24 protein-coding genes and 2 pseudogenes are annotated in these 24,446 nt (G+C 55.4%); 19 read left to right on the top strand and 7 right to left on the bottom strand.

Annotation, left to right across the window (positions count from 1 at the left end; translation table 11 throughout):
* The first annotated feature begins 8 nt into the window (after positions 1–8).
* From IEX86_RS13105 to IEX86_RS13130, 6 genes are all read left to right on the top strand, one after another.
* On the top strand, positions 9–497 hold the full coding sequence (locus IEX86_RS13105) for a GNAT family N-acetyltransferase (RefSeq protein WP_188866571.1): 489 nt from the start codon (positions 9–11) through the stop codon (positions 495–497).
* On the top strand, positions 494–1,636 hold the full coding sequence (locus tag IEX86_RS13110) for an efflux RND transporter periplasmic adaptor subunit (RefSeq protein WP_188866572.1): 1,143 nt from the start codon (positions 494–496) through the stop codon (positions 1,634–1,636). Before IEX86_RS13105 ends, IEX86_RS13110 begins: the two co-directional genes overlap by 4 nt.
* Positions 1,637–1,645: 9 nt before the next feature.
* Positions 1,646–4,792: a multidrug efflux RND transporter permease subunit gene (locus IEX86_RS13115; RefSeq protein ID WP_188866573.1), complete on the top strand. Its 3,147-nt coding sequence runs from the start codon at positions 1,646–1,648 to the stop codon at positions 4,790–4,792.
* The gene (locus IEX86_RS13120; RefSeq protein WP_188866574.1) at positions 4,776–4,922 is read left to right on the top strand and encodes a hypothetical protein; all 147 of its coding nucleotides are present in this window, start codon (positions 4,776–4,778) and stop codon (positions 4,920–4,922) included. The genes IEX86_RS13115 and IEX86_RS13120 overlap by 17 nt, the downstream gene beginning before the upstream one ends.
* Before the next feature lie 6 nt (positions 4,923–4,928).
* The gene (locus IEX86_RS13125) at positions 4,929–5,066 is read left to right on the top strand and encodes a hypothetical protein (RefSeq protein ID WP_188866575.1); all 138 of its coding nucleotides are present in this window, start codon (positions 4,929–4,931) and stop codon (positions 5,064–5,066) included.
* A 73-nt stretch (positions 5,067–5,139) separates the two neighbouring features.
* The gene (locus IEX86_RS13130; RefSeq protein ID WP_188866576.1) at positions 5,140–6,024 is read left to right on the top strand and encodes a hypothetical protein; all 885 of its coding nucleotides are present in this window, start codon (positions 5,140–5,142) and stop codon (positions 6,022–6,024) included.
* 3 nt (positions 6,025–6,027) lie between these two features.
* Here IEX86_RS13130 and IEX86_RS13135 read toward each other — a convergent pair whose 3' ends face one another.
* Positions 6,028–6,501, bottom strand: a complete 474-nt coding sequence (locus tag IEX86_RS13135) for a GNAT family N-acetyltransferase (protein ID WP_188866577.1) — start codon at positions 6,499–6,501, stop codon at positions 6,028–6,030.
* A 15-nt stretch (positions 6,502–6,516) separates the two neighbouring features.
* On the bottom strand, positions 6,517–7,146 hold the full coding sequence (locus IEX86_RS13140) for a LysE family translocator (RefSeq protein ID WP_188866578.1): 630 nt from the start codon (positions 7,144–7,146) through the stop codon (positions 6,517–6,519).
* A 416-nt stretch (positions 7,147–7,562) separates the two neighbouring features.
* On the opposite strand from IEX86_RS13140, the gene IEX86_RS13145 reads away from it, so the two are divergent.
* Both IEX86_RS13145 and IEX86_RS13150 read left to right on the top strand, forming a co-directional pair.
* Entirely contained in the window at positions 7,563–8,396 is an 834-nt protein-coding gene (locus IEX86_RS13145) for a GNAT family N-acetyltransferase (RefSeq protein WP_188866579.1), read from the top strand.
* 619 nt (positions 8,397–9,015) lie between these two features.
* A complete protein-coding gene (locus IEX86_RS13150; RefSeq protein ID WP_188866580.1) occupies positions 9,016–9,369 on the top strand; it encodes a P-loop NTPase family protein in 354 nt (117 codons plus the stop codon).
* A gap of 37 nt (positions 9,370–9,406) precedes the next feature.
* Here the strand turns inward: IEX86_RS13150 and IEX86_RS13155 are convergent, their stop codons facing one another.
* Positions 9,407–10,474 (bottom strand): NAD(P)-dependent alcohol dehydrogenase, encoded by a 1,068-nt coding sequence (locus tag IEX86_RS13155; RefSeq protein WP_188866581.1) that lies wholly within the window; start codon positions 10,472–10,474, stop codon positions 9,407–9,409.
* 154 nt (positions 10,475–10,628) lie between these two features.
* Here IEX86_RS13155 and IEX86_RS13160 point away from each other — a divergent pair, with 154 nt between their 5' ends.
* The 7 genes from IEX86_RS13160 to IEX86_RS13190 all read left to right on the top strand — a co-directional run bounded on the left by IEX86_RS13160 (position 10,629) and on the right by IEX86_RS13190 (position 16,914).
* Positions 10,629–11,579 (top strand): nucleoside hydrolase, encoded by a 951-nt coding sequence (locus IEX86_RS13160; RefSeq protein WP_188866582.1) that lies wholly within the window; start codon positions 10,629–10,631, stop codon positions 11,577–11,579.
* A 295-nt stretch (positions 11,580–11,874) separates the two neighbouring features.
* Positions 11,875–12,126, top strand: a complete 252-nt coding sequence (locus IEX86_RS13165; protein ID WP_188866583.1) for a hypothetical protein — start codon at positions 11,875–11,877, stop codon at positions 12,124–12,126.
* A gap of 290 nt (positions 12,127–12,416) precedes the next feature.
* A complete protein-coding gene (gene pstS, locus IEX86_RS13170) occupies positions 12,417–13,436 on the top strand; it encodes a phosphate ABC transporter substrate-binding protein PstS (protein ID WP_373290435.1) in 1,020 nt (339 codons plus the stop codon).
* 71 nt (positions 13,437–13,507) lie between these two features.
* Positions 13,508–14,488, top strand: a complete 981-nt coding sequence (gene pstC / locus IEX86_RS13175) for a phosphate ABC transporter permease subunit PstC (protein ID WP_188866584.1) — start codon at positions 13,508–13,510, stop codon at positions 14,486–14,488.
* The gene (gene pstA, locus IEX86_RS13180) at positions 14,488–15,363 is read left to right on the top strand and encodes a phosphate ABC transporter permease PstA (RefSeq protein ID WP_188866585.1); all 876 of its coding nucleotides are present in this window, start codon (positions 14,488–14,490) and stop codon (positions 15,361–15,363) included. Before pstC ends, pstA begins: the two co-directional genes overlap by 1 nt.
* A 17-nt stretch (positions 15,364–15,380) precedes the next feature.
* Entirely contained in the window at positions 15,381–16,133 is a 753-nt protein-coding gene (gene pstB / locus IEX86_RS13185) for a phosphate ABC transporter ATP-binding protein PstB (RefSeq protein WP_229685341.1), read from the top strand.
* 145 nt (positions 16,134–16,278) lie between these two features.
* A complete protein-coding gene (locus IEX86_RS13190; RefSeq protein WP_229685331.1) occupies positions 16,279–16,914 on the top strand; it encodes a LysE family translocator in 636 nt (211 codons plus the stop codon).
* A 40-nt stretch (positions 16,915–16,954) separates the two neighbouring features.
* On the opposite strand, the gene IEX86_RS13195 is transcribed toward IEX86_RS13190, so the two are convergent.
* The gene (locus IEX86_RS13195; RefSeq protein WP_229685332.1) at positions 16,955–17,818 is read right to left on the bottom strand and encodes a M23 family metallopeptidase; all 864 of its coding nucleotides are present in this window, start codon (positions 17,816–17,818) and stop codon (positions 16,955–16,957) included.
* A gap of 437 nt (positions 17,819–18,255) precedes the next feature.
* Here IEX86_RS13195 and IEX86_RS13200 point away from each other — a divergent pair, with 437 nt between their 5' ends.
* A complete protein-coding gene (locus tag IEX86_RS13200; RefSeq protein WP_188866588.1) occupies positions 18,256–18,846 on the top strand; it encodes a Yip1 family protein in 591 nt (196 codons plus the stop codon).
* 112 nt (positions 18,847–18,958) lie between these two features.
* On the opposite strand, the gene IEX86_RS13205 is transcribed toward IEX86_RS13200, so the two are convergent.
* On the bottom strand, positions 18,959–19,423 hold the full coding sequence (locus tag IEX86_RS13205; RefSeq protein ID WP_229685333.1) for a DUF192 domain-containing protein: 465 nt from the start codon (positions 19,421–19,423) through the stop codon (positions 18,959–18,961).
* Positions 19,424–19,606: 183 nt separating this feature from the next.
* On the opposite strand from IEX86_RS13205, the gene IEX86_RS13210 reads away from it, so the two are divergent.
* Positions 19,607–21,289 (top strand): histidine kinase famiy protein, encoded by a 1,683-nt coding sequence (locus IEX86_RS13210; protein WP_188866589.1) that lies wholly within the window; start codon positions 19,607–19,609, stop codon positions 21,287–21,289.
* Between the two features lie 30 nt (positions 21,290–21,319).
* Positions 21,320–21,697, top strand: a complete 378-nt coding sequence (locus IEX86_RS13215) for a response regulator (RefSeq protein WP_188866590.1) — start codon at positions 21,320–21,322, stop codon at positions 21,695–21,697.
* A gap of 105 nt (positions 21,698–21,802) precedes the next feature.
* Here IEX86_RS13215 and IEX86_RS25920 read toward each other — a convergent pair.
* Both IEX86_RS25920 and IEX86_RS25685 read right to left on the bottom strand, forming a co-directional pair.
* A pseudogene (locus tag IEX86_RS25920) lies at positions 21,803–22,315 on the bottom strand (methyl-accepting chemotaxis protein); the annotation flags it as partial.
* Positions 22,316–22,918: 603 nt separating this feature from the next.
* Positions 22,919–23,416, bottom strand: a pseudogene (locus tag IEX86_RS25685) (MCP four helix bundle domain-containing protein); the annotation flags it as partial.
* Between the two features lie 559 nt (positions 23,417–23,975).
* Between IEX86_RS25685 and IEX86_RS13225 the strand changes: the two are divergent.
* Positions 23,976–24,428: a hypothetical protein gene (locus IEX86_RS13225; protein ID WP_188866592.1), complete on the top strand. Its 453-nt coding sequence runs from the start codon at positions 23,976–23,978 to the stop codon at positions 24,426–24,428.
* The last annotated feature ends 18 nt before the right edge of the window (positions 24,429–24,446 follow it).

Raw genomic sequence — 24,446 nt, forward strand, 5'->3', positions numbered from 1 at the left:
GAGGACTCATGAGCATTACCCTGCGCGCCATCCATGAGCGCGATGCCGAGGCGTTGGCATCGATTCTGAACCAGCCGCGCGTACGTTGGGGTACTCTGCGCCTGCCCTACCGACCCACCCAGAGCATGGGCGACTGGATCAGGCAGCACCCGGCTGAAGATGTCCGGGTGCTCGCTGAACAACAAGGAACCGTGCTGGGCTTTGCAACGCTCAACCGCATGAAAGGCCGCCGGATTCATGTGGCGGAGCTGGTCATCGCAGTCGGGGATGAACACGCCGGCAAAGGCGTGGGAACCCAGCTCATGGCGGCACTGATTGACGCCGCCGATAACTGGATGAACCTCAAACGTATTGAGCTGACGGTGTATACGGACAACGCGCCGGCTATCGCCCTGTATGAAAAATTCGGCTTTGTCCACGAGGGTACGCATGTTGCCTATGCCTTTCGTGACGGCGCCTATGTGGATGTCTATTGTATGGCCCGGGTGAGCGCATGAAGGATGTGGTAAAGGGCGCGCTGCTGGCACTGGCTGTGTTGCTCCAAGGCTGTGAGCCCACCGGAAAGACTGCCGAAACGCAAACGCCAGCCGTACCGAAGGTGGACATCGCAACGGTCACGCCCTCGACGGAGCCGCTAACCACGCGGCTGACCGGGCGGATGGAGGCCTATCGTACGGCGGAAGTCCGTGCCCGCGTGGAGGGTATTGTGGAAGCCCGCACCTATCGGGAAGGCCAGGAGGTCAAGGCCGGTACGTTGCTGTTCCGTATTGATCCGGCTCCACTCAAGGCCGAGTTGGCGGCGGCTGAAGCCGAACTGGCCCAGGCACGTGCAGCCGCCGATGCGGCCGAGGACATTGCCAAACGCTCCAAACAACTGATGGCCGATGAGTCCATCAGTGCCCAGCAGTACCGCAAGGACTTCTTTACCGAGAAGCAGGCACGGGCAACCGAGAAGGCAGCCGAAGCCAAGGTACAAAGTGCCCGCCTCAAGCTCGCCTATGCCAACGTGACCTCGCCGATTGCCGGCCGCGCACGCCGGGCCGAGGTCACCGAGGGTGCATTGGTCGGTCAGGATGAAGGCACCAAGCTCACTACAGTCGAACAGATCGACCCGATCTATGTGAACTTTGCCCAGCCCATGGCTGATTCCCTGGCGCTCCGGCAGAGCCTTCAGAATGGCAAAAACGACAGCAAGCTCATCCTGCGTCTACGCCTGAGCAATGGCTCGACCTACCCTTTGAACGGCACCCTGCTTTTCTCCGATTGGGCCGTGGATGAAAAGACCGATACCGTAGCCATGCGCGCCATCTTCGACAACCCGGACCATCTGCTACTACCGGGCATGTACGTGCAGGTCGAATTGCAGCAACCCAGCGAGAAACAGGCTGTTCTTATTCCCCAACAGGCCCTGACGCGAACGCGCGAAGGCGCGTATGCCATGGTTGTCGACGAGACCAACCACGTCCACAGCCGCCCGATTTCCGCCGATACGCTCGAAGGCAACCAGTGGCGCGTTACGGACGGCTTGAACGCCGGCGAACGGGTCATCCTCAGTGGCAGCGCCCTGAAGGACGGCCAAGCCGTAGAACCCAAGCAAGCCACCCTGACGACCCAGCCCGTCGCCTCAAAAGAGTAAGCGCAGACCATGTCCTCGTTTTTCATTGCGCGCCCGGTATTCGCCTGGGTCGTCGCCATCATGATCTTTCTGGGTGGTGGCCTGACGGCGCTACGCCTGGCGGTGGAGCAATATCCTAACGTCTCGCCTCCGCGGGTAGGCATACAGGCCTATTACCCCGGGGCTTCAGCCGAGGTTATCGAGCGTACCGTTACCTCCGTTATCGAGCGCGAGCTGAGCGGTATCGAGGGACTGCTGTACTTCGCCTCCGACAGTACCGCTACGGGCGAGGTGGAGATCGGCCTGTCCTTTGAGCCGGGCACCAATCCGCAGATCGCCTCCATCGAGGTACAGAACCGCATCAAGCGCGTCGAGGAACGCTTGCCGGAAAGCGTACGGCGCCAGGGCATTGAGGTCGATAAAAGCGGCGACAACGACTTGCTGTTCGTCACGCTCCTGGCAGACAACCCGAACATCACGCATATCCAGATGGGCGACTACGCCACCACCGTGGTACGCCCTGCCCTGCTACGCGTGCCCGGCGTGGGCAAGGTGGAGGTCTACAGCCCCGAATACGCCATGCGGATCTGGCCGGACGTCCACAAGCTTACCGCCATGGGCGTGACCACTTCAGATATGGTCAGCGCCATCAACCGCTACAACGAGCGCATTACCCTCGGCTCCATTGGCACGCCTCCGGTGCCCGCCAATACCACACTGACGGCCCCGCTGACGGTTGAGGAAACCCTCGATACACCGCAGTCCTTTGGCGCGGTTCCGCTGCGGGTCAACCCGGACGGGTCGGCCCTGCGCATTCAGGATGTGGCTCGTGTCGAGCTGGGCAGCAACTATTACACCTACCCCTCCTACGTGAACGGCAGGCCTTGCGGCGCTATTTCCATCAAGCTTGCTCCCGGCGCCAACGCCCTTAGTACGGCGCAGGCGGTTAAGGCCACACTGGCAGAACTGTCCCAGCAGTTCCCACCGGGCATGCACTACCAGACGGCGTTCGATACGACGACCTACGTGCACATGTCCATCGTGAAGGTGGCCTATACGCTGATCGAGGCGATGGTGCTGGTTTTTCTGGTCATGCTGGTGTTTCTGCAAAACCTGCGCGCTACCCTCATCCCTTCCATTGTGGTGCCGATTGCACTGGCCGGTACCTGCGGCGCCATGTTGGCACTGGGTTTTTCCATCAACGTGCTGACCCTGTTCGGCATGGTCCTGGCTATCGGGATTCTGGTGGATGACGCCATTGTGGTGGTGGAAAACGTTGAACGCATCATGCGCGAGGAAGGGCTGGCGCCCCGTGAGGCGACGCTCAAAGCCATGCAGCAGATCAGCGGGGCCATTGTGGCGATTACGCTGGTGCTCACGGCTGTGTTCATTCCCATGGCCTTTTTCGAAGGGGCTACAGGCTCGATCTACCGGCAGTTCTCCGTGGCGCTGGCCGTGCCGATGGCGTTTTCGGCATTCCTGGCGCTCACGCTGACGCCTGCTCTGTGCGCCACGCTGCTCAAGCCGGCAACACCACACGCTGTCCGCCTAGGCAAGGCAGGACGCTGGGCGGCTTCCCTATCGGCAGGCTATCAACGCAGCTTGGGCGGTGTCCTGAATCGCCCGGTGCGCTTCGTGCTGCTGTATCTCGTTCTGCTGGCCGTGCTGGCGCTCTTGTTCAGCCGCCTGCCCGGCTCCTTTGTGCCAAACGAAGACAAGGGCAGTTTTGCCACCGTCGTGCTGCTTCCCACCGGCTCGACCCAGGAAATGACGCATCAGGTGGTAGAGGAAGTACAGGCGTATCTGCGCAGTGACCCTTCGGTCGGCCAGCTATTCACCTTGCAGGGTTTTAGTTATTTCGGTGGTGGCGAGAATGCCGCCATGATCTGGCCAAGCCTTAAAGACTGGTCCGAGCGCAAGGCCCCTGATCAACATGTGGATGCCATTATCGCGCGGCTGAATCAGCATTTCGCCGATGGCTCCTTGTCTATTCCCAATGTCACCATCCAGGCGCTGAACACTCCGCCCCTGCCCTCCATGGGGCGCACGGCGGGTATCGACATGCGCCTGCAGGATCGCGCAGGGCTAGGACATGAAGCGCTGATCGCGGCAAAAGACAAGCTCCTGGCACTGGCACGGCAGAACCCTGTATTCGCCACCGCCACCTACTCGGGGCAGGACGACACGCCGCAGCTCAAGGTCTCCATCGACCGCTTGAAAGCCCAAAGCATGGGCGTCTCGGTGGATGAGATCAATTCGACCATGGCGACCCTTTACGGCTCGCTCTATGTGGGAGATTTCATCCATGACAATCAGGTCCGCCGAGTCGTCATCCAGGCCGAGGGCAAGGACCGGCAACAACCTGACAGCCTGCTCCAGGCCCGGGTTCGCAACGCCGACGGCGAGATGGTGCCGCTAAGCACCTTCGTGACGCTCAAATGGACGGTGGGCACGATGGCTATCGAGCACTTCAACGGCTTCCCCTCGCTCTCCATCAACGCCACCCCTGCACCGGGCTACAGCACCACCCAGGCGATGGACACCATGGCGCGTTTGGTCGGCGAGCTACCCACCGGGACTGGCTACGAATGGGCCGGCCAGTCCTATCAGGAACGGTTGTCCGGGGATCAGACGCCCCTGCTGTTCAGCCTGTCCATTCTGGTGATCTTCCTGTGCCTGGCAGCGCTATACGAGAGTTGGTCAGTACCTTTTGCGGTCATCCTGGCGATTCCGCTGGGCATCATCGGTGCGGTTATAGCTACCACCCTACGCGGCCTGCCGGACGACCTCTATTTCAAGGTTGGTCTTATCACCATCATGGGTCTCACTGCCAAGAATGCCATTCTCATCATTGAAGTGGCTCGCGAACTCCAGCATGAAGGCACGCCCCTGCGCCAAGCCATTCTGGACGCCGCCCGGATGCGCCTGCGCCCTATCGTCATGACGTCACTGGCCTTCATGTTCGGCGTATTGCCCCTCATGTTTTCCCAAGGTCCGGGGTCGGCCAGCCAGCACGCCATTGGCACCAGCGTCTTTGGCGGCATGCTCTCGGCCACGCTGCTAACCCTGTTTTTCGTCCCCCTCCTCTATGCGCTGGTCATGCGTTTCAAACTGCGCACGACCTCTGCTGCGTCTTCCACCGCTACGGACAGGACGACCCATGAACTTGCGCCCTGATACATCTTTTTCCGATCTGGATTCGTACCTTGCGCTGCCTCGCCTGAATGGCTTTGCGCACTCGCTCGATGGACAGCGCCTGGTTATGGTAGGGTCGGCTCTCCAATACATTCCTGTACTATCCCAGTGAGAACCCTTGGATCTTGTCGCCTGGAACAGCAAGGTCCGGTATCAGACAGTCGAGGCGCTCCTGGCGCATCCTGTTCTGGACGAGCCCTGGAAACAGCCTGAAGCGCTGGCTGAGAGGCCCTTTGGCCTCTCCTCTTTGCCATGAGGGATAGGCGTACAGATTTAAAGCACAACCATGGCGGTTAGGACGACGTCATTTCCATCGCGAGGAAATCACAATGACCAGTACCGTTTTACTTGATGAGTTGATGCAAACCCATGATGCTGACCCTGCTTTCACAGCACAGCAGCTTCGACTGATGGCAGAGCAGGTCGTGAATGAAGCCGATCAGCCTCGTTACACCTGGCTGGTCAATCATGTCATTGGCGAAACACTGGGTCTCTGGCAAGACGCCTACCATATACAGCAACAGGCCATCGGCCAGTCCGCACAACGCATCGTGCTGCGCAACCGGGCCGTTGCCGCCTTGCTGGCAGGCTTCCCTGAAGAGGTCCATCAATGGGAATCACAGCTCTGTCTGGTAACACAGGCATCATCCGAACACGTCATCATGGTTATCCGACTAGGTGTGCTCCAGCACGTTGCGCCCAGCACGTCGCCCGCCGTCACGGCTCATACCCTGGCGCCTTATCTGCATGAGATGAGCCACTGGAACATGAGCGGCCCCCTGGACGATCTGTTGGGCGCCTCGCTCAACAACATCGTTTTTTCCCTCTTGAGCCATGAAGGTCTGGACACAACCGATACAGAGCAATGCCAGACACTGGTCGAGGCGGCCCAACGCAGCAAGATGTTCTGGCAGCATGCCGGCGGGTGGCTGCAACACCAACGGGCCGATTACCTGCGCGCGCTCGTCTTCAACGCTATCGGTGACTGGAGCGCAGCCGTCAATGCGGCGCACTCGGCACTGGCAACAATCGATGCCTATGGACCAGAAGAGGTTGATCAGGCATTCCTGCTATTGGAACTGAGCCGTGCCTACCGACATCTGGGTGAAGAGCAGAAGGCCCGGAATAGTCGCGATCATGCGTTCGCACTGGCCAAGCATTTTGATGAGCCACGACTGATGGAGTGCTTTCAAAAGCAGGCAGCCGTGAATTGACCATTACCCTGTACGCTCGGCCAGAATCAATCGCATTCCAATGACATTCACGTCCGAGCGCAACTCTACAGGCTTGAACCCGAGCTTGTGATAGAGCGACTGGGCCACCGCATTATCCCGGTAGACCCGCAGCGTCACCATGGATGCCCCCGTGTCGGCAATAGCTTGCTCAATCAATTGCTCGCACAATGCCCTGCCATACCCATGCCCACGCCAGTCAGGCGAAACAATGAGGCGGCACAAGTGGACAGTATCAGGCGAGACCGTTCGATATTGCCCGAAAGCGAGCGGCCGGCGGGGACCCTCTACCAGTGAAAAGCTTTTGCCGGGCACTTCCAGCAGCGCTGGCAGTTCAGAGGCGGTAAATGGATATGGGAGCTGAGGGCCTGCCCAGCGGGCGCAGGCGTCAGCCGTGGGCACCCAGGCGACCAGCGCCTCGTAATCACCAGGAGTCGGGGTGCTTAACGTGGCGGTCATGGTGGAAACCTCCTCTTATACCTGCCGGGCCATCAACAGTTTCACGCCCAGGCCTATAAATAATGCTCCACTGGCTCGCTTGATTGCCACGACCCAGCGGCTTGCAGAAAGCTGTTTGCTGAGCCTGGACAGACTCAGGCAATACATACAGTGCACCGTCACGACGATGAGTGCGATAGTCAGGTACATCACCGTGAACTGGGTAAATAATGACCGGCCCGGCTCAATGAATTGCGGCAAGAAAGCAGAGAAAAAGATTAGCGTTTTCGGATTGCTGATCGACACCAACAGCGCTTCACCAAATACCTTGGGCGACGAGACTCGCGGCATGCTGGCCTGCATGGCCGTAGAAGACACACCCTGACGCCTGAGCAGCTGTACAAGGCCAATATAAATCAGATAAGCCGCTCCGATCAGCTTCATCGCCAGGAATGCCATGGGCATGGCCGCCACCAGAGCGCCAACGCCAAGCGCCACGAGAACGATCACGAACAACTGCGCCGCCAGATTGCCCGCCAGGGTTGCTAATGTCCCGCGTGCACCGTAGCGCAGGGTGTTGCGAATGACCAATAGGACGTTAGGCCCGGGAGATAGGGTTGTTATCAGATAGGCAACAGAAAAGATGAACCAGACATGCAGTGCCATAGAGGTCTCCACCTGATCACAAACGTTACCGCATTACCATAGTGACACTTTACCTGCCCTACCAAGAAAACGCTGAAATCCTAGCCTCAGTTTAATACTTAGTAAGAGCTACTTCTTAGTAGTCATTAGGGTATACCCCAGCGATTACAGGCCCGGTTTGCCTTCAACTCATCAAGAAACCAATTGAGATAAAACTTTATTCCGATCCTATCGCTACCTGCCACAAGACAGTATTGCCTAGATCAATAGATTTGATCTCGAATCCGCTTTCGGAACCCATGGGCCTTGCTGACCACCTACTGGGATACAAGTCGTTTACCCCATCCGGTCACAATAGCCCTGACAGAAATGAACACCTCTAGAACCACCCATCTCAACCCTATTATTCCTGCCGGAAAGCCACTGGAGGCCTCAAAATGTCAGGTATCAACCGTAATCCGTCTATGGGGAATCAGGCATGGTGGAATAATCCTGCTCCTGCTCCTGCTTCAAATGCCACAGATCACATGACTGGAGGCACAGCAACCGACTCGGTAAATTATCGACCAGTCCATGCCTCAACGGCTATACAGCAGCCTGCAACACATCTCCCCCCTGACAGGCCGGGACAACACACTGCACACTATTCCTCGACACAAGCGTACCTAACTGCTGTTCATGGTGCGCAATTTGGTTCGCGTAGCTCTAAAAGTGAGATCAAAAACATATCTTCTATTTCTGATAGTCAGCTGCGCATTGAGGCTGAAAATATGTATAGGGTCGTTGATAAACTCAATAATCCTGAAGAGTTAGAAGACTATTTGGAAATGCTTAAATTGATTTGTGAGGATGAGGAGAAGTCTCCGACCTTAATAACAATACCCGAAAAAAATGTGAAAATTTCCTCTAACGGTATGACTGTTGGGTTAATGACGACTTCCGTTGATATGAAAAACAAAGAAGGTACATCTGAAGAAGATAAAAAACTTACGCTATGGGTTGATCAGATTGTATCTATGCCTAATACAAGAGGAAACGGAAAAGCTCTGATCGAAAAAGCATTAAATATGTCAGATGAGCTTGGGTATGGAGGGGTTGTAAGAGTTTCAGTTAAATCAGGACATGATTTTTACGAGCACCTTGGCTTCCGGGAGTTTCCTGGTCAAGTCTATGAGCTAGATCCTTTAAAATCTTCTGACTGGACGAAAACCAATGGAAAGTGGAATTTTCTATCAGTCGCTAAATCGACCGTTGACGCAGAAATAGGTTGATGCTTTTGGAAGCGTCACATGCTGTTTAAAGCGCTTATAGAACCATGAGATTGTCATTAAAATTTGAGGTTGTTTTATAATAGTTACTAATTCCGGACAGTGGATCAAGAGCTGCTAACTCCTCTGTTAGACCAAGGTAGGCAAGCGCACAGGCCTGATACTCACCAAGCGCTGTTATCCCTGACATGCAACATTACCTATTTTGCTTGCTTGACTGATGAGGTTTAGTTAGCAGTCATTAGTCACCTCTTTATAGGTATTCATTAAGGTGTACCCCAGCGGCCACACCTTAAGTATGCGAACGGGGTGTAGCGATAAGCAGGCAAGGTGATTTAAACGGCTACATTGCCTGTTCGCTATACTTAACGGCCACACTTTTGGGTTTGTAAGTTAGAAGCTCTCTTGCACTTATTAATCATTAACGACCACACACGCTTCAAAAGTGGTGCAACTCTTTCTTTTGCAGCCCAGAGCATATTAACCATGTGCACTTTCTCTTTGGATTGCTAGCTGTACGATAGCTTCACTAAAAATCGGAGTTTTCACTTAAATCAGCTCAACACATCAATTTATAAAATCGAGCGAGAAATCCGAGCGTAATGCGCTGTTGATTAAAGACATGCAGGCCAATGAGACGATGGTTAATTCCGGCTCGATCATGAACTACGGGGACTACCTCGAAAACCTGTTCGACCTGATTGTGTTTCTTTACCTGCCCGCTGAAATCCGCATACCCCGCCTCAAGGCACGGGAGGAGGCTCGTTTCGGCTCAGCCAACCCCGACTTTCTGGCGTGGGCTGCTCAGTACGATGCCGGCCCCGCGGTTGGGAGCAGGAGCCTTGCCAACCATACCGCTTGGCTGAGCCAGCGTACCTGCCGGGTGCTTAGGCTGGAAGGCGATATGACCGTTGAGACGCGTGTAAGGCTTGTCGTGGCTGAACTCAAACGCCTGGCTCTTCTACCCCACCCATAAAAAAGCCCGCACAAGGCGGGCTTTTTGTCTCTGGCAGTTAAGCGGCGGCAGAGGCTGTCTCTTTCAGCGAAGCCATGTCGATCACGAAACGGTACTTCACGTCCCCCTTGAGCATGCGCTCGTAGGCTTCGTTGATGTCCTGCATCTTGATCATTTCGATATCGGAGACGATGTTGTGCTCGGCGCAGAAATCCAGCATCTCCTGGGTCTCGGCAATTCCACCGATCAACGAACCGGCAATCTGACGGCGCTTGAAAATGAGGTTGAACACCTCGGGAGAGGGATGCGGCTCGGCAGGCGCCCCCACCAGCGTCATGGTACCGTCACGCTTGAGCAGGGAAATGAACGCATCCAGGTTGTGCGAGGCGGCCACGCAATTGAGGATGAAATCAAAGCTGTTCAGATGCGCATTCATCTCGTCCTGATTTTTCGAGATGACTACATCATCCGCGCCCAGTCGCAATGCATCTTCTTTCTTGTCAGGCGAGGTAGTAAACAGCACCACATGGGCACCCATTGCATGAGCAATCTTGACTGCCATATGACCCAAGCCACCCAGGCCGACAACACCCACCTTTTTGCCAGGACCTACCTTCCAGTGGCTCAGCGGTGAGTAGGTAGTAATACCTGCACAGAGAAGCGGCGCAACGGCAGCCAAGTTTTCCGTGTGGGTGATCTTTAAGACAAACTTTTCACTAACGACAATATTGTCGGAGTATCCGCCATAGGTGTTCTCGCCACCAAAGACCGGGCCGTTATAGGTACCAACAAAGCCATTCTCACAGTACTGCTCAAGCCCTTCGCTACAGGAGGAGCACTGCTGGCAGCTGTCGACCATACAACCAACGCCGGCCATATCGCCTACTTTAAATCCAGTGACATGGTCACCGACCGCCACGATGCGGCCCACAATCTCGTGCCCAGGCACTGAGGGATATAGTGTGTTTTTCCATTCGTTGCGCGCCGTGTGCAGGTCCGAGTGGCAGACGCCGCAGTACAGGATATCGATCTGTACATCATGCGGCCCTACATCGCGGCGCTCAAAGTTGTAAGGCACCAATGAGTCCTGAGGGGAATGAGCGGCATAGCCTTGAGACTTGATCATGCTTATCGTCCTCTGTGCAGAAGGCCGTGATGGCCAGAAAAAGGCAGGAAACAGTGGACTCGTTTCCATCGGCAAAGTTACCGTGCCCCTATCGGGTCCTGGCGCGTCTTGACGCACACGCCACCACCCCATTTAGCAAGAAGGACATGACAGCATGACAACCCCTATCATTTTCGACACCGATCCGGGCATTGATGACGCCCAGGCCATTGCCATCATCATGGCCGATCCGGGCATCGAAGTCGTCGGCCTGACCACCACCTTCGGCAACGTCTCGATCGAGACGGCCACGCGTAATGCATTGTCGCTTGTCGAGCTGGCGGGCCAAGACATCCCCGTGGCCCAGGGTATGGGCACTCCACTTGAAAAGACGCCCCACCCTGTCCCGGCACATGTGCATGGTGATGATGGTCTGGGCAACCTGAACCTGCCCGCCCCGACGCGCCAGGCGGTTTCCCAGAGCGCAGCGGAGTTCATCGTCGAGGAGACCCGCAAGCGCCCCGGCGAGATTACGCTGGTCGCTGTAGGGCCTCTGGGTAACCTGGCCAAGGCCCTTGAGCTAGATCCAGACGTCATTCACCGCGTAAAGCATGTGATCATTATGGGTGGCTCGATCCGCGAAGGCGGCAATGTCACGCCGCTGGCGGAAGCCAACATATTTTCCGACCCGCACGCAGCTGCCCGCGTCATGACGGCCGGCTGGCCGCTCACGCTGGTAGGCTTGGACGTCACACACCGTACCTGCCTTGATCCGGTCCGCATGCAGCGTATTACCGAAGCGCACCGCACCCTGGGCCCATTGTTGGCCCACAGTTATGCCTTTTATGCCAAGTTCTACAAGTCGGCCTTGGGCATCGACGGCTGCACCCCCCACGACAGCTGCGCCGTAGCGTTCCTGCGTCATCCGGAATGGTTCCAGACCGTACGTGGCCACCTGAATGTGATAACCGAGGGGTTAGCCGAAGGTCAGACTGTTTTCGCACCAGAAGGCCGTCAGTTCGTGGGAGACCGCTGGAGCCAATCACCCCTAGTTGAAGTCTGTATGGGTATTGATGGCGAGGCCGTAGTGCAATGGATGGAAGCGGTCCTGACGGCCAATACCTGAGGCGTGTCATAACGGCTAAAGGGCAGTTCACTCGGTAGACTTGAAGATTACAACTGACTATAAGAATCGCGTCGCTTCACCCATGCTACGGACTCGCTCCAGGTAGGGTGGATGAAGCGACGCGATCCTAGTTGCCTGCCCTGTATTTGCACAGCCACTCCTGCCCCAGCCATTGCCACAGTTCTCAATTTTCAGGCTCAACTGTGTTTGGCAACCGCTTGGGTCTCTATGGCTGGAACTAACCTGAAGCGGCTATCTTCCAAGCGACTTAAACTAAGAAAAGGGGGAGTACACCATGCACCAATGGTTAGCCATCCTGTTTACAGCTTTTGCTTTAGTAGGGCTTGGCGGCTGCGACGACCAGCCTAAGGATCATCGCAAGGAGGCTGCCGAGCACGCGCAAAAAGCCAAGGAGCATGAAGCTGCCGGTAATCAGCAGGCCGCCGATGCCGAGCGTGCCGCAGCAGCAGAAGCTGATCATGCGGCACGCCTTGAAGAAGCAGAAAAGAATCCTCAAAAAGAAGGCAATGCTGAATCGCCGCGTTAAGTCATCCAGACTACCCGAACAACAGCTGTCCTAAAAACCGGCCGGAGTGGTATCCCACGGTCGGTTTCTTCAATTAGGTAAAAAATTTCGAGTAATGCTCCCATACCCCCTGAAGCCCATTGTTTTCAGGGGTGTAACGACAATTTAAATGCCTAAAAACACGCCTGGATACAATCTGCTGATGGCTCAGTGCCGCTTGTTCATAATTCTGTAACATTTTTGTCGCTTTAATTTCACGTGCACAAACTAGCTTCTGCGTCACTTACAGCCAGACATGCCTAGGAGGCATCGTGTATACCACTCGCACTTTTCGTCTTGCCGCTCTTCTGTCTGCTCTTTGCCTGAGCACGGTCGCTCATGCAACAGACGTTACAGGCGCCGGTTCCAGCTTCGTCTACCCGGTTCTGTCGAAGTGGTCTCAGGCTTACAGCCAGAAAACCCAAAACCGTATCAACTACCAGTCCATTGGTTCGGGCGGCGGTATTGCTCAGATCAAGGCCGGTACGGTTGACTTCGGTGCTTCTGATGCTCCGTTGAGCACTGAAGATCTGCAAAAAGCAGGTCTGGGACAATTCCCCAGCGTGATTGGCGGCATCGTGCCGGTGATCAACGTTGAAGGTATCGCTCCCGGTCAGTTAAAGCTGGACGGCGAAACCCTGGCCAAGATTTTCATGGGCACCATCAAAACCTGGAACGACCCGGCTATCGCCGCGCTGAACCCAGACCTGAAGCTGCCTTCAGCCAACATCACTGTCGTACACCGCTCCGACGGTTCGGGCACCTCCTACAACTTCACTAACTACCTGGCCAAGGTCAGCCCGGAGTGGAAAGAGAAGGTCAACTTCGGCACTACCATCAACTGGCCGACCGGTGTAGGTGGCAAGGGTAACGAGGGCGTTTCTGCATACATCAAGCAGATCAAGAACTCCATCGGCTACGTCGAATACGCCTATGCCCTGCAAAACAAAATGTCCCATGCCCAGTTGAAGAATGCTGCCGGCACCTTTGTTGAGCCAAACGCGAAGAGCTTCCAGGCCGCTGCTGATACCGCAGACTGGGGTACTTCCAAGGACTTCAACCTGTTGATGACCAATGCGCCAGGTGCCGATGCTTGGCCAATCACAGCCACTACATGGGTGATCATGTACAAGGAACCGAAGAACGCCGAGCGTAGCAAGGTAGCCTTCGACTTCTTCAAGTGGTCCCTGGAAAATGGCCAGAAAGACGCCGCAGCGCTGGACTATGTCCCGCTACCGGACTCTCTGGTTGAAAAGATCGAGGCGTACTGGGCATCTGATTTCAAAAGCTGATTCCCCTCTGCCCTCCCCGTGCACCCTGCCCCGATCTTCGAGGCGGGGTGCATTGCTAAGGATCCTTTAAAATGCCCGCAATACCCTACACGACCGCCAATCGGGAACAACGGGAGCGCCGCGCTAAACGCGATACGCGCCATGACCGCTGGTTCCGTATTACTTTGTTGACCGCTGCGCTGCTTGTCTTGTCCGTCATGTTGGGCGCTGCGATTTCTACGCTTTGGGGCGGTCGCCTGGCCTTTTCCACGTTTGGCTGGTCCTTTCTGACCAGCAGTGAATGGGACGTGGTCAACGGACGCTTCGGCGCGCTCGTACCGATTTACGGCACCCTTGTAACATCCCTGATTGCGCTGATCCTGGCCGTACCGGTCAGCTTTGGCATCGCGCTGTTCCTCAGCGAGATTGCGCCGCCGTGGCTGCGTACGCCGGTTGCGTCCGCGGTTGAGCTGCTTGCGGGTATTCCCTCAATCATTTACGGCATGTGGGGCCTGTTCATATTCGGCCCGTTCATGGCGGAATACCTTGCACCCTGGATCAATGATTACCTGGGTGCCATTCCTGTTATCGGCGGCCTGTTCCAGGGTCCGGCCCTGGGTATCGGCATGCTGAGCGCCGGTATTATTCTGGCGATCATGATCCTGCCCTTCATCACCTCGGTGATGTACGAGGTCTTCCGTACCGTTCCACAACAGCTGAAAGAGTCGGCCTATGCCTTAGGCTCGACAACGTGGGAAGTGTGCTGGGATATCGTTCTGCCTTATACGCGCTCAGCGGTAGTAGGCGGTATTTTCCTGGGCCTGGGACGAGCGCTTGGGGAAACCATGGCTGTAACTTTCGTACTGGGCAACTCGCACCAGCTGTCTATGTCGCTGATGATGCCCAGCAGTTCCATTGCCTCGGTTATCGCCAACGAATTCAACGAGGCCTACACTGATTTGCACCGCTCCTCGTTGATTGCTCTGGGCTTCCTGTTGTTTGTCGTCACGTTTATCGTGCTGATGCTCGCACGTCTCATGTTGGCGCGTATGTCGCGCCGGGCAGGTAACTGATGTCCATGAACGAAGGCCTCTATCGCACACGTAAGATCAAGAACGCCATTGCCATGGCGCTTAGCAGCGCCGCAGCGGTTATCGGCCTGGGTTGGCTGGTATGGATTTTGGCTACTACGCTGATCAAAGGCGGCAGTGCCCTGAGCCTGACGCTGTTTACTGAAATGACACCGCCTCCTGGCGCTGAAGGGGGGCTGGCCAACGCGCTGTATGGTAGCGTGCTGATCAGTCTGCTCGCTCTGGCGATTGGTGCGCCGATCGGTATTTTGGCCGGACTCTGGCTGGCCGAATTTGCCCGTAGCTCCAAGCTGGGTACAGTCATTCGCTTCGTGAACGATATTCTGCTGTCGGCTCCGTCTATCGTGATTGGTCTGTTCGTTTATACGGCAGTCGTGATTCCAATGAATCACTACACTAATGGCTCGATCAGTTTCTCCGGCTTTGCCGGTGGACTGGCCCTGGCCATGCTGGTGATCCCTGTCGTTACCCGCACCACCGATGAGATGCTGCAACTCCAGCCTGCTTCGCTGCGTGAAGCGGCACTCGCGCTCGGTATCCCGCAGTGGAAGGTTACGTTGCAGATTCTGCTGCGTGCCGCCAAAGCCGGTGTAGTGACAGGCGTATTGCTGTCCATGGCCCGTATTACCGGCGAGACCGCGCCACTGCTGTTCACCGCATTTGGCAACCAGTTCTGGAACTCGAACCTGCTCAAGCCTATGGCAAGCGTGCCCGTCACCATCTTCCAGTTTGCCATGAGCCCGTTTGAAACCTGGCAGGCACTGGCGTGGGCCGGAGCGCTGTTACTCACTATTTTTGTACTGGCCCTAAGTATCTTGTCCCGTTTTGTCTTCTCTCGTAAAAAAGGTGCGCAATGAGTAATCTTCAGACGCATATGCCAGAAATCTGCGCGCGCAACGTTGGGTTCCAGTACAAGAACCATATCGCGCTGAAATCCATCAACCTGGACATTCCAGCCAACAAGATCACTGCGATCATTGGCCCGTCCGGCTGTGGCAAATCTACGCTGCTGCGCATCTTCAACCGCATCTATGCCGAGTACCCTAACCAGAAGGCCACAGGTGAGATCCTGCTTGATGGTGAAAACATCCTGGATCCGAAGTACTCCTTAAGCCGCCTGCGCAGCACTGTGGGCATGGTGTTCCAGAAGCCGGTCCCCTTCCCGATGTCGATTTTCGACAACGTGGCCTATGGCATCCGTCACCACGAGAAGCTCTCCCGCGTAGAGATGAATGACCGCGTGGAGCAAGCACTGCGCGGTGCTGCGCTGTGGGATGAAGTGAAGGATAAACTCCAGCAAAGCGCCTTGGGCCTTTCCGGTGGTCAGCAGCAGCGTCTGTGTATTGCCCGCACCATCGCCCTGCGCCCACGTGTGTTGCTGCTTGATGAACCCACCTCAGCCCTCGACCCGATCTCTACCATGAAGATCGAACAGCTCATCACGGATTTGAAAGAGCAGTTCACGGTGGTGATTGTCACGCACAACATGCAGCAAGCCGCTCGTTGCTCAGATATCACTGCTTTCATGTACCTGGGCGAGCTTATCGAAATAGGCTCCACGGACTTGATCTTTACCAAGCCCAAGCAAAAGCAGACCGAAGACTACATTACTGGCCGCTTCGGTTGATGTAACGCAACAGCGCGCCACGCCTCGCTTATAGGTGTCTCGCAAGGACCTTGAGCGAGGCGTGGTGCTTCTATAGATCGTCCCGCCCCCCTTTACGTCGTACTGCCTTCCCTGCACTATCTCTTGTTCCCCATCACGAGAAGAGATGATTCACATGCTCTCACCCGAGCAATTCTTAAGCTTTCTGGCCTTAGCTATTTTGATCACCGCCTCGCCGGGTCCAGACAATTTGATGGTTCTAGGTATTGGCGTCTCCAAAGGGCGACTGCGCGGCATGGTATTCGGATTTGGCTGCGCACTCGGCTGTCTGGCGCATACCGCCTTGGCTGCTCTGGGCGTCAGTGCGCTGATTGCCGCCTCGGCCACGGCCTTCACTGCCCTCAAGATTGCCGGCGGGCTTTACTTGATCTGGCTGGGTATTCAGGCACTAAGAAGCACCGGGCAGACACGCATCAACAGTGATGTTCAGGTCGATGAATCCCTGAGTAAGCTGTTTTTCAAAGGGCTGTTCGCCAATGCCATCAACCCTAAGGTCGTGCTGTTCTTTCTATCCTTCCTGCCGCAATTCGTGATCGCCGAACAGGGTCATGCCAGTTTGCAAATCCTGCAACTGGGCATGGTATTCACACTTCAGGCTGCCGTGCTGTTTGGGCTGCTGGGATATTTCTCCGGTGCAGCCGGACAATGGTTGCAGCGAAAGCCACGCATTGGGCTCTGGCTCGATCGAATCGCAGGCGGGATTTTTGTCGCGCTTGGCGTGCGGTTGATTGCTTCACGCTAATCAACGATGCGAGGCCGGGCAGGCCTCGCGAGTTACATGACTACTGGCCGCCCAATGCAAAGTTGGGCAACTCGCCTACAGGTCTGGCGAAACGGAAGGGAATAGACACCAGCGAATCACCCTCCCCCTGCTGAACCACGAAATGCAGGTGCGGCCCGGTACTGCGCCCGGTGTTGCCCGACTGCGCCAGAGGCGTACCTGTTTCAACCTTCTGCCCCTCCCTTACCACCACCGAACCACGCTTCAGATGCAGGTAGGCGCTCTGCGTACCATCATCGTGCTGGATACGAACGAAGTTGCCCGAAGGACTAGGTCCATGGCCGAACTGCCGGTTCTGAATCTCGACAACTGTTCCGCTGCGCGCAGCCAGGACTGGCGTTCCTTCAGGCATGGCGACATCTACCGCATAGCGGCCCTTGGGCGTGTGGTGACTAAAATCACCATTGGCACCCTGGCTGATATAGAACGGGCCGCCCTGCCAGGGCAATGAATAGGCATAACCTGCTGTGATGCTGGCCAGACTATTGGGGTTGCCCAAACCACCTGCGGCTCCTGGGGCTAAATGGGGAGAAAAGCTGAATGCCTGATCATAATGCATCGGATAGCCCTGCTGGCGCTTTTGCAGCGTGGCGACACGAAGCTGGCTATTGGCTGGAACTGTCTGGCGAATCACGCCGCTGCCAACGCCACCCACGTTCACGGTGCGGCTTAAGCGCAGGGTAATGGTTACGGGTACGTCCATGTCATTGCGGACTTCCAAGGCCTTGCCTGTACCTGTACTCAACGTGAGCAATCGAACACCGCCCTTGCGCTTGGCGCGAGGCTTCTCAACGGTAGCCAGACTCGTCTGGTCGGCCTTGCTGATCAGGGAAGTGGCTTTGCTTTGTTCTGCGATAGCCCACATGGGCGATGCCAGTAGCCATGAACTCAATAAAGCTGAACACAAATAGCGCATGCTGTGATCCGTCACTCGGTAAGGTCTGTGCCCACTCCTGATAAGGCGGGCGAAGGTTCGCCGATCGCATGGCGGGATCGGGCTATGATCCAGACCAAGCTAGTTGGGTTCCAGCGCACACTTTAAAAGTGAGAGGCAAATCAAATTTCTTGATAGCGACCTGACATCAGGTATTACCACTCATCAGCTGATAGACAGCGAGCGGCCTTGCTCATCGCCGTTTGATCTGTACAGCATGAGGCTTATGACTAAATGCTCAAAGCAATCACCTGCCTTCCTCATCCAGCTTTCTATACTGAAAGCAGGCCGCACCTCTCGCAGCGGCTAGCTGCGGAGGACCTAAAACATTTCGCTGGTAGCGCCCATCGGCGAGAGCGAGGTATGTCATGATCAATCATGTCTGGGGCCTTCTGGCCCATCCCGATCGTGAATGGAAGCAGATCGATAATGAGAGGGAGTCAGTTTCCCACGCGTATGCACATCACATCCTCTGGTTAGCTGCCATTCCACCGATCTGCGCCTTTATTGGTACAACTCAGCTGGGCTGGAGCTTTGGCGGTAGCCATTTGCTGCGTCTGTCACCTTGGACAGCATTCACGATTGGGGTCATTTCCTATGCATTGATGCTAGGTGCAGTCTATGTCATGGGCAGCGTAGTTCACTGGTTGGCACGGCGTTATCCTGACCGGCCAAGCAAGGAACGCTGCGTGGTCTTTGCTGGCTATATTGCCACGCCCATGTTTTTGAGTGGCCTTGTGGCGCTTTATCCGCTGGTCTGGCTGTGTGCGCTAGTCGGGATTGCTGGCCTCTGCTACACCGCTTACCTGCTTTATGTAGGCATTCCCAATTTTCTGAATATCGACCGTCGTGAAGGCTTCATCATGTCAGGCTCGACGCTGGCTATTGGCGTGCTCGTGCTTGAACTGCTGATGGCCATGACCGTGCTGCTTTGGGGCTACGGCTTACAGTTCGGCTAATACCAAGAGACGCCGCCCCTGTAATCGGGGTGGCGTCTTTCGCTTCTGGGTATCGCAAAGCGATGACACGACTCAGCTAAAGGCTCGGTACATACCTTGGTGCAGCGATACGTTACAGTTCCTGCACTTTATCGCCTGCCTTGACGCCGTGTCGCTCGAACCAGCCCTGGTTCATTTCCAGCGCCTGCGTAACCTCGGACGGAGCGCAATGCAAGGCCTCGCTTAGCGGCTCCATGTCTTGAGTATTAACAATGCGACCTCGTGCATCCAGAAAAGCTATCGAAAGCGGCAAGGGAGTATCGCGCATCCAGAAACATACTTTCCTGGGCGCATCGAACACAAACAGCATGCCATGCATCTCCGGCAAATGATTCCGGTGCATAAGTCCCTGCTCACGCTTCATGGCCGTATCGGCAACCTCAACTGTCACTGTATGCGGGCCAACACGCATGGATTTACGCTCAAACGCCTGTACGCAATCTGGTGAAGCGCTAATTGCCCCCAGGATGACTGATAAACCCCAGGGCATTAAGACCGAAGCTGGGTGCTCCCAGGAGCGCAGTGATAAATACGGCATGATGTTCAGACACATTCTGATGTGATCAATGGAAGGGTAACCCATGAAACCTAGGCAAGCCGCCTAAAGTCCATGTAAGTGTGCTAAGGGCATTGACACCCAGGTCAACGAAGGGCCCTGTCCTGACAAGAAGTGCCGCACTGCCTTCCCGCGACAGGTTTGAGCTTTAAACAGGAAACAAGCATGGTCCTAGGCAAAAACGATTCTGAGCGCGAGCAGGCAATCACGATAGAAAGTGATGAGCAGAGTGCGGGCGTTCCAGCATCAGGTGAACTGGAAGGCAATGCCTATAACCCCCTAGGCAATGCTGGCATAAACCATTGGCAAGCAAGCTATGTCACTCATGCAAGCCTTGATGAGCGTAACAATATCTTCTTTGCCGCTGTACAGATGACTCGTATGCCTATGGTCGTCTGCGATCCAAACCAGCCCGATACACCTATCGTATTTGCAAACAAAGCTTTCCTGGACCTTACCCAATATACGGAGGAAGAAACCCTTGGGCGTAACTGCCGCTTCCTGCAGGGAGAGCAGACCGACCAGAACACCATTGCCGAAATCCGTACCGCTTTAAAGGAAAATCGTGCAGTGGCTGTGGATATTCTCAATTACAAGGCTGACGGCACACCGTTCTGGAATGCATTATTCATGGGTCCAGTCTCTGACCAGAACGGCAAATTGCTGTACTGGTTCGCCTCACAGATGGATATCACTGAGAGGCGCCTTACAGAGAACTCATTCCGGCAAGCACAAAAAATGGAAGCCATTGGCCAACTCACCGCTGGGCTGGCACATGACTTCAATAACCTCTTGCAGATCATCACAGGGAATCTGGAGCTGGCCGGTCAGTATGCCCACGCCCATCCAACCCTGTCCCAGGCCATCGCGAATGCACAACAGGCTGCTGAGCGCGGCGGTAAACTGACCCAGCAACTTCTGGCGTTTGCACGTAAGCAGCGACTCGAACCCAAGCGTATCAACCTGAACTCATTGATTGTCGACTTCAGCGAAATGCTTGTGCGTACCCTTGGCGAATCCGTGGACCTGCGCCTTGATCTGAAACCTGGCCTGCCTTCCTGTACGCTGGACCCCACCCATATGGAAATGGCCTTGCTTAACGTACTGATCAACGCCCGTGACGCTATGCCGGGGGGCGGTAAGGTCACGGTTGCGACTGCACTCATGAATGATAGCGAGCGCAGTGGAGTCCACCAGTTGCCGCCCGGCGCCTATGTCGTTATTTGCATCATAGATGAGGGTGTAGGGATGACGCCCGAGGTAGCTCGCCGCGCCACCGAGCCCTTTTTTACCACCAAGATGCCAGGAACTGGCCTTGGGTTGGCCATGGTTCATGGATTCGTTCAGCAATCCAACGGTCGTCTCGAAATCGACAGCCACCTGGATAAAGGTACGGCAGTTCGAATGATCTTTCCGGTTACGCTTGAGCGCGCCGGCGCCTCCTTGCACAATGTACCCACCTCGAAACCTGATGCTCAGACCATCCTGCTGGTGGAAGACAGCGATGACGTACGCCAGGTGACCGAAAAATATTTAAGGTCTCAGGGTTATATCGTTCTGTCGACACATAGCGGGGAGGAAGCCTTGCAATTGCTCGACCAACACAAGAAGGTCGATTTATTATTTACGGACATTATCATGCCGGGCGGGATGAATGGCTTGGTCCTGGCTGATCGGGTCAAGCAGCGTATACCTGATATTCCTGTTCTCTTGGCAACAGGCTACACGGAAGAGTTGGCTAATCAGAACGTCAACACTTCCTTATGTATCCTGAACAAGCCATACCGGGGACATGAACTGACTGAACGCATTAATGCCTTACTCAAGCCCGACAAGGCCTCCTTTTAAAGTCCGGGCCTATACTGACCTGAGGGATACATGCAGCATATTTTGGTGGTGGATGACGACACCCAAATCGCCGCTCTATTCGAAAGCTTTTTGGAAGCGAGCGGTTATCGGGTAACGGTCGCCCATGATGGTTTTGCCGCGCTGCAGGCTGATGCAGAAAATGCAGTTGATGCCATTGTCACGGATCTCTCTATGCCGGGCATGAACGGCAGAGAGCTGATCGACCGCTTACGTGAACGGCGCTCTGATCTACCCGCGATTATCGTATCGGGCTTTCCTTGCAACGATGACCTGGATAGCGTTAACAAGATCGTTGTATTCATGAAACCGGTTCGGCTGGCTCAACTTGTCCAGCGGCTACAGGATCTATTGGCAGATACACAGACAGCCCAAAACCTGACAGCCTGACGTTAGTTGCTTATGGGCTGAGCTAACCCGTCCTCTTATGTGAATCTGGAAATAGCAGAAGGCACTGCAACATTCTCAGCTGCAATGCCCTCATGAAGCTACCGTTCAGCGCGTCTTGAATTGCGCTGAAATCCGGCTCAGCTCGTGAGCCAACTCAGTCAGCTCATTGGCTGTACCTGCCACCTCGTTGGACGAATAGCTGTTCTGCTCGGATAGGGTCGCAATATGCTCTACCGTGCGGGCAACTTCCTGGCTGGCAGTAGAGTTTTCCCTTACCGCATCGCTGATGTTTCGTACGATACTGACGACCTCTTCCGTGGCTTTCTGGATCGTACTGATCGCTTCAGCCCCATGGCTGGCCAGCTGCTCGCCCTGAGTAACCTGCTCTACGTTATGGTCCATGATCGCAACCACAGCCTTGACGTTGCTCTGGATACCCTGGATTTTGCTGGCAATCTCTTGTGTTGACTGCGTGGTACGCTGCGCCAACAACCGCACCTCATCTGCAACCACCGCGAAGCCTCGACCTTGCTCACCGGCTCGAGCCGCCTCGATAGCTGCGTTTAGCGCCAGGAGGTTAGTCTGATCGGCAATTGACTGGATCAATCCCACGATTGAGCGAATCTCATCCGACTGCTGCCCAAGCTCAGCTACTTTACCGGCCGAATCTCTCACACTGACAGACAATGTAGCCATGCCATTGGCAAGGTCCATAACGGTAGAGCTACCACTGGCCGCGATCTGGCCCGTCTGGCGAGTGGTTTCCGCCGCGGCAGACGCATTGTTTGAAAGGTCTGAGATGCTCGTGGTCATCTGCTCGATCGACGCTGCGATGCTAGATGCTGCATCACTGCCGCGCCCAGCCCCCTGCGCTACGGTTTCCGAAGCCTTTGCCAACTCTCCGGAGAAGGAGACCAGCCGGTCGGCACCGCCCTTCAGGCGAGCAATGACCGAGTTAAGCTCACACCGCATGGCTTCCAGATGTCCAAGCAAACTGTCAGGGCGGCTACTGGAAATCGGCTGAGTCAGATCACCTTGAGCGATCAGCGCAACGCTACGTGCCGCATCGGCAGGCTCGCCGCCCAATGTTCTGAAAACAGTACGAGTGATCCAGGTAATCAAGGCCAGAGAAGCCAAAATAGCAATCAGCAAGGTCACGATGACAAAAGTCCGAACCTGGTTAACCGTATCAGTCGCAAGCTCTTGGTCCTTTTTCAAAGACGCAGCCTGATAGTCACTCATGGCGTTGTAGGCATCCAGATATGCCTTTATCTTATCGCCCAGCTCCTTATCTACCGTAGCCATTAGCGTAGTACGGTCAGCCCCTTTGGACTTCTGAACGAACGCGGCCAGCGAGTCCAGATAAATCTTTCGCTTTTCCCGCATGGTTTGCAGTAAGGCAATCCCTTCAGGGTCCTTGACGCTAGCCTCGAATTCCTTGAGGTAAACGTCGTTCAGCTGAACGGTCCGCGCGCGCTCAGCGTCCAGAGCACGAATCTCCTCTGGATCATCGAGGAATAAACTTTTGATGGCGCGCTCGCGGTTCATGTTGAGAATGCCGGGGATCACAAGGGATAGCTGAACCTTACGAGCAGCCGAGGCCATCTCCTCAGTACGATCCTGCATAGCGCCCAAGCTCCAGTAAGCCAGCAGCCCTAATGACAGAATCATCAGGAACATACCGCCAAAGGCGGTCCACAGTTGATGCTTGAGTTTCATAAGTTTCACAACTGATAGTAGGGCTTGGCCGAGATAGCCAATCCACTTATTTATTGGATACGCCTCACTCTCGACGCCAGTGAGACCGTCATGTCTATCACTAAGCGTTTCGACTCAACCTCAGGAAACTTAACGAAAGCCGGAGCAGGCCAGCCTCTATCGCTGGGATGAAACTGTCAGAGCAACCCTATCCAACGTCTACGAACGAGCTTCCAGAGGGCTTTGCCAGAGTTCCGGCAAAAACACTCCTTGTAACCAGGTATTTCCTGGCTCTCCACACCAAGCCGAGCGTATGTGAATTACCGGGAAAACAAATGGTTAATGGCCCGATTCCCCCTGCTGACTGGCAAGATCCGCCGACAGCCAACCTGCTCACGAGGCATATCTGTGGGTATCGCATGAGTGAAGCTTGGCTAATGCCCTTGATGATGAAATCGGCCCTCCGGCATAGGGCTCATCCGTTTTAAACGGCACACTTTGCGCGCACCCTTTGAACTTGCGTGCGGTTTCAGACCTCCTTGTTTAAACGCATACATTCGACATCAGGAGACGAGGCTGAATGAGTATCGAGTCATTGAATAATGAAGAGCATGTCTTGGGAGCCGTTCTGGACGGCGATCGTGAACACCCTCTCTTTGAAGCATACGTGGCGTATTGTAATGAGCGCACCGAAGCCATGCTGGCTTGCGTGAGCTTTCGCCAGTGGCTGTCGGAACGTACCCATATCGAGCATATTGCGGCTGAACTGGCAGAACGTGCACGTCAGGCCGGGATTGGGGAATCGGCCCTGGATGAACTGGTTCGAGACGCCTCAGGTGCCAACCAGCCCGATGTCATCAGCATTCGCACAGACGAAGCGCCAGAAGATGAAGAAGGCGAGATGGAGTCCCTGGATACATTAGAAGCTGAAGATGCGCCGCATGGCCTGGAAAGCCAGATTATCTTTTTGATGACCCACTTTGGCATCTCAAAAGTGGAAATCGAAAAGGAGCTGGGATTGCCGCTTGAATAAGCAAAAAACGGCTACGTC

The organism is Pseudomonas asuensis (genome assembly GCF_014646755.1).
Lineage (GTDB): Bacteria > Pseudomonadota > Gammaproteobacteria > Pseudomonadales > Pseudomonadaceae > Chryseomonas > Chryseomonas asuensis.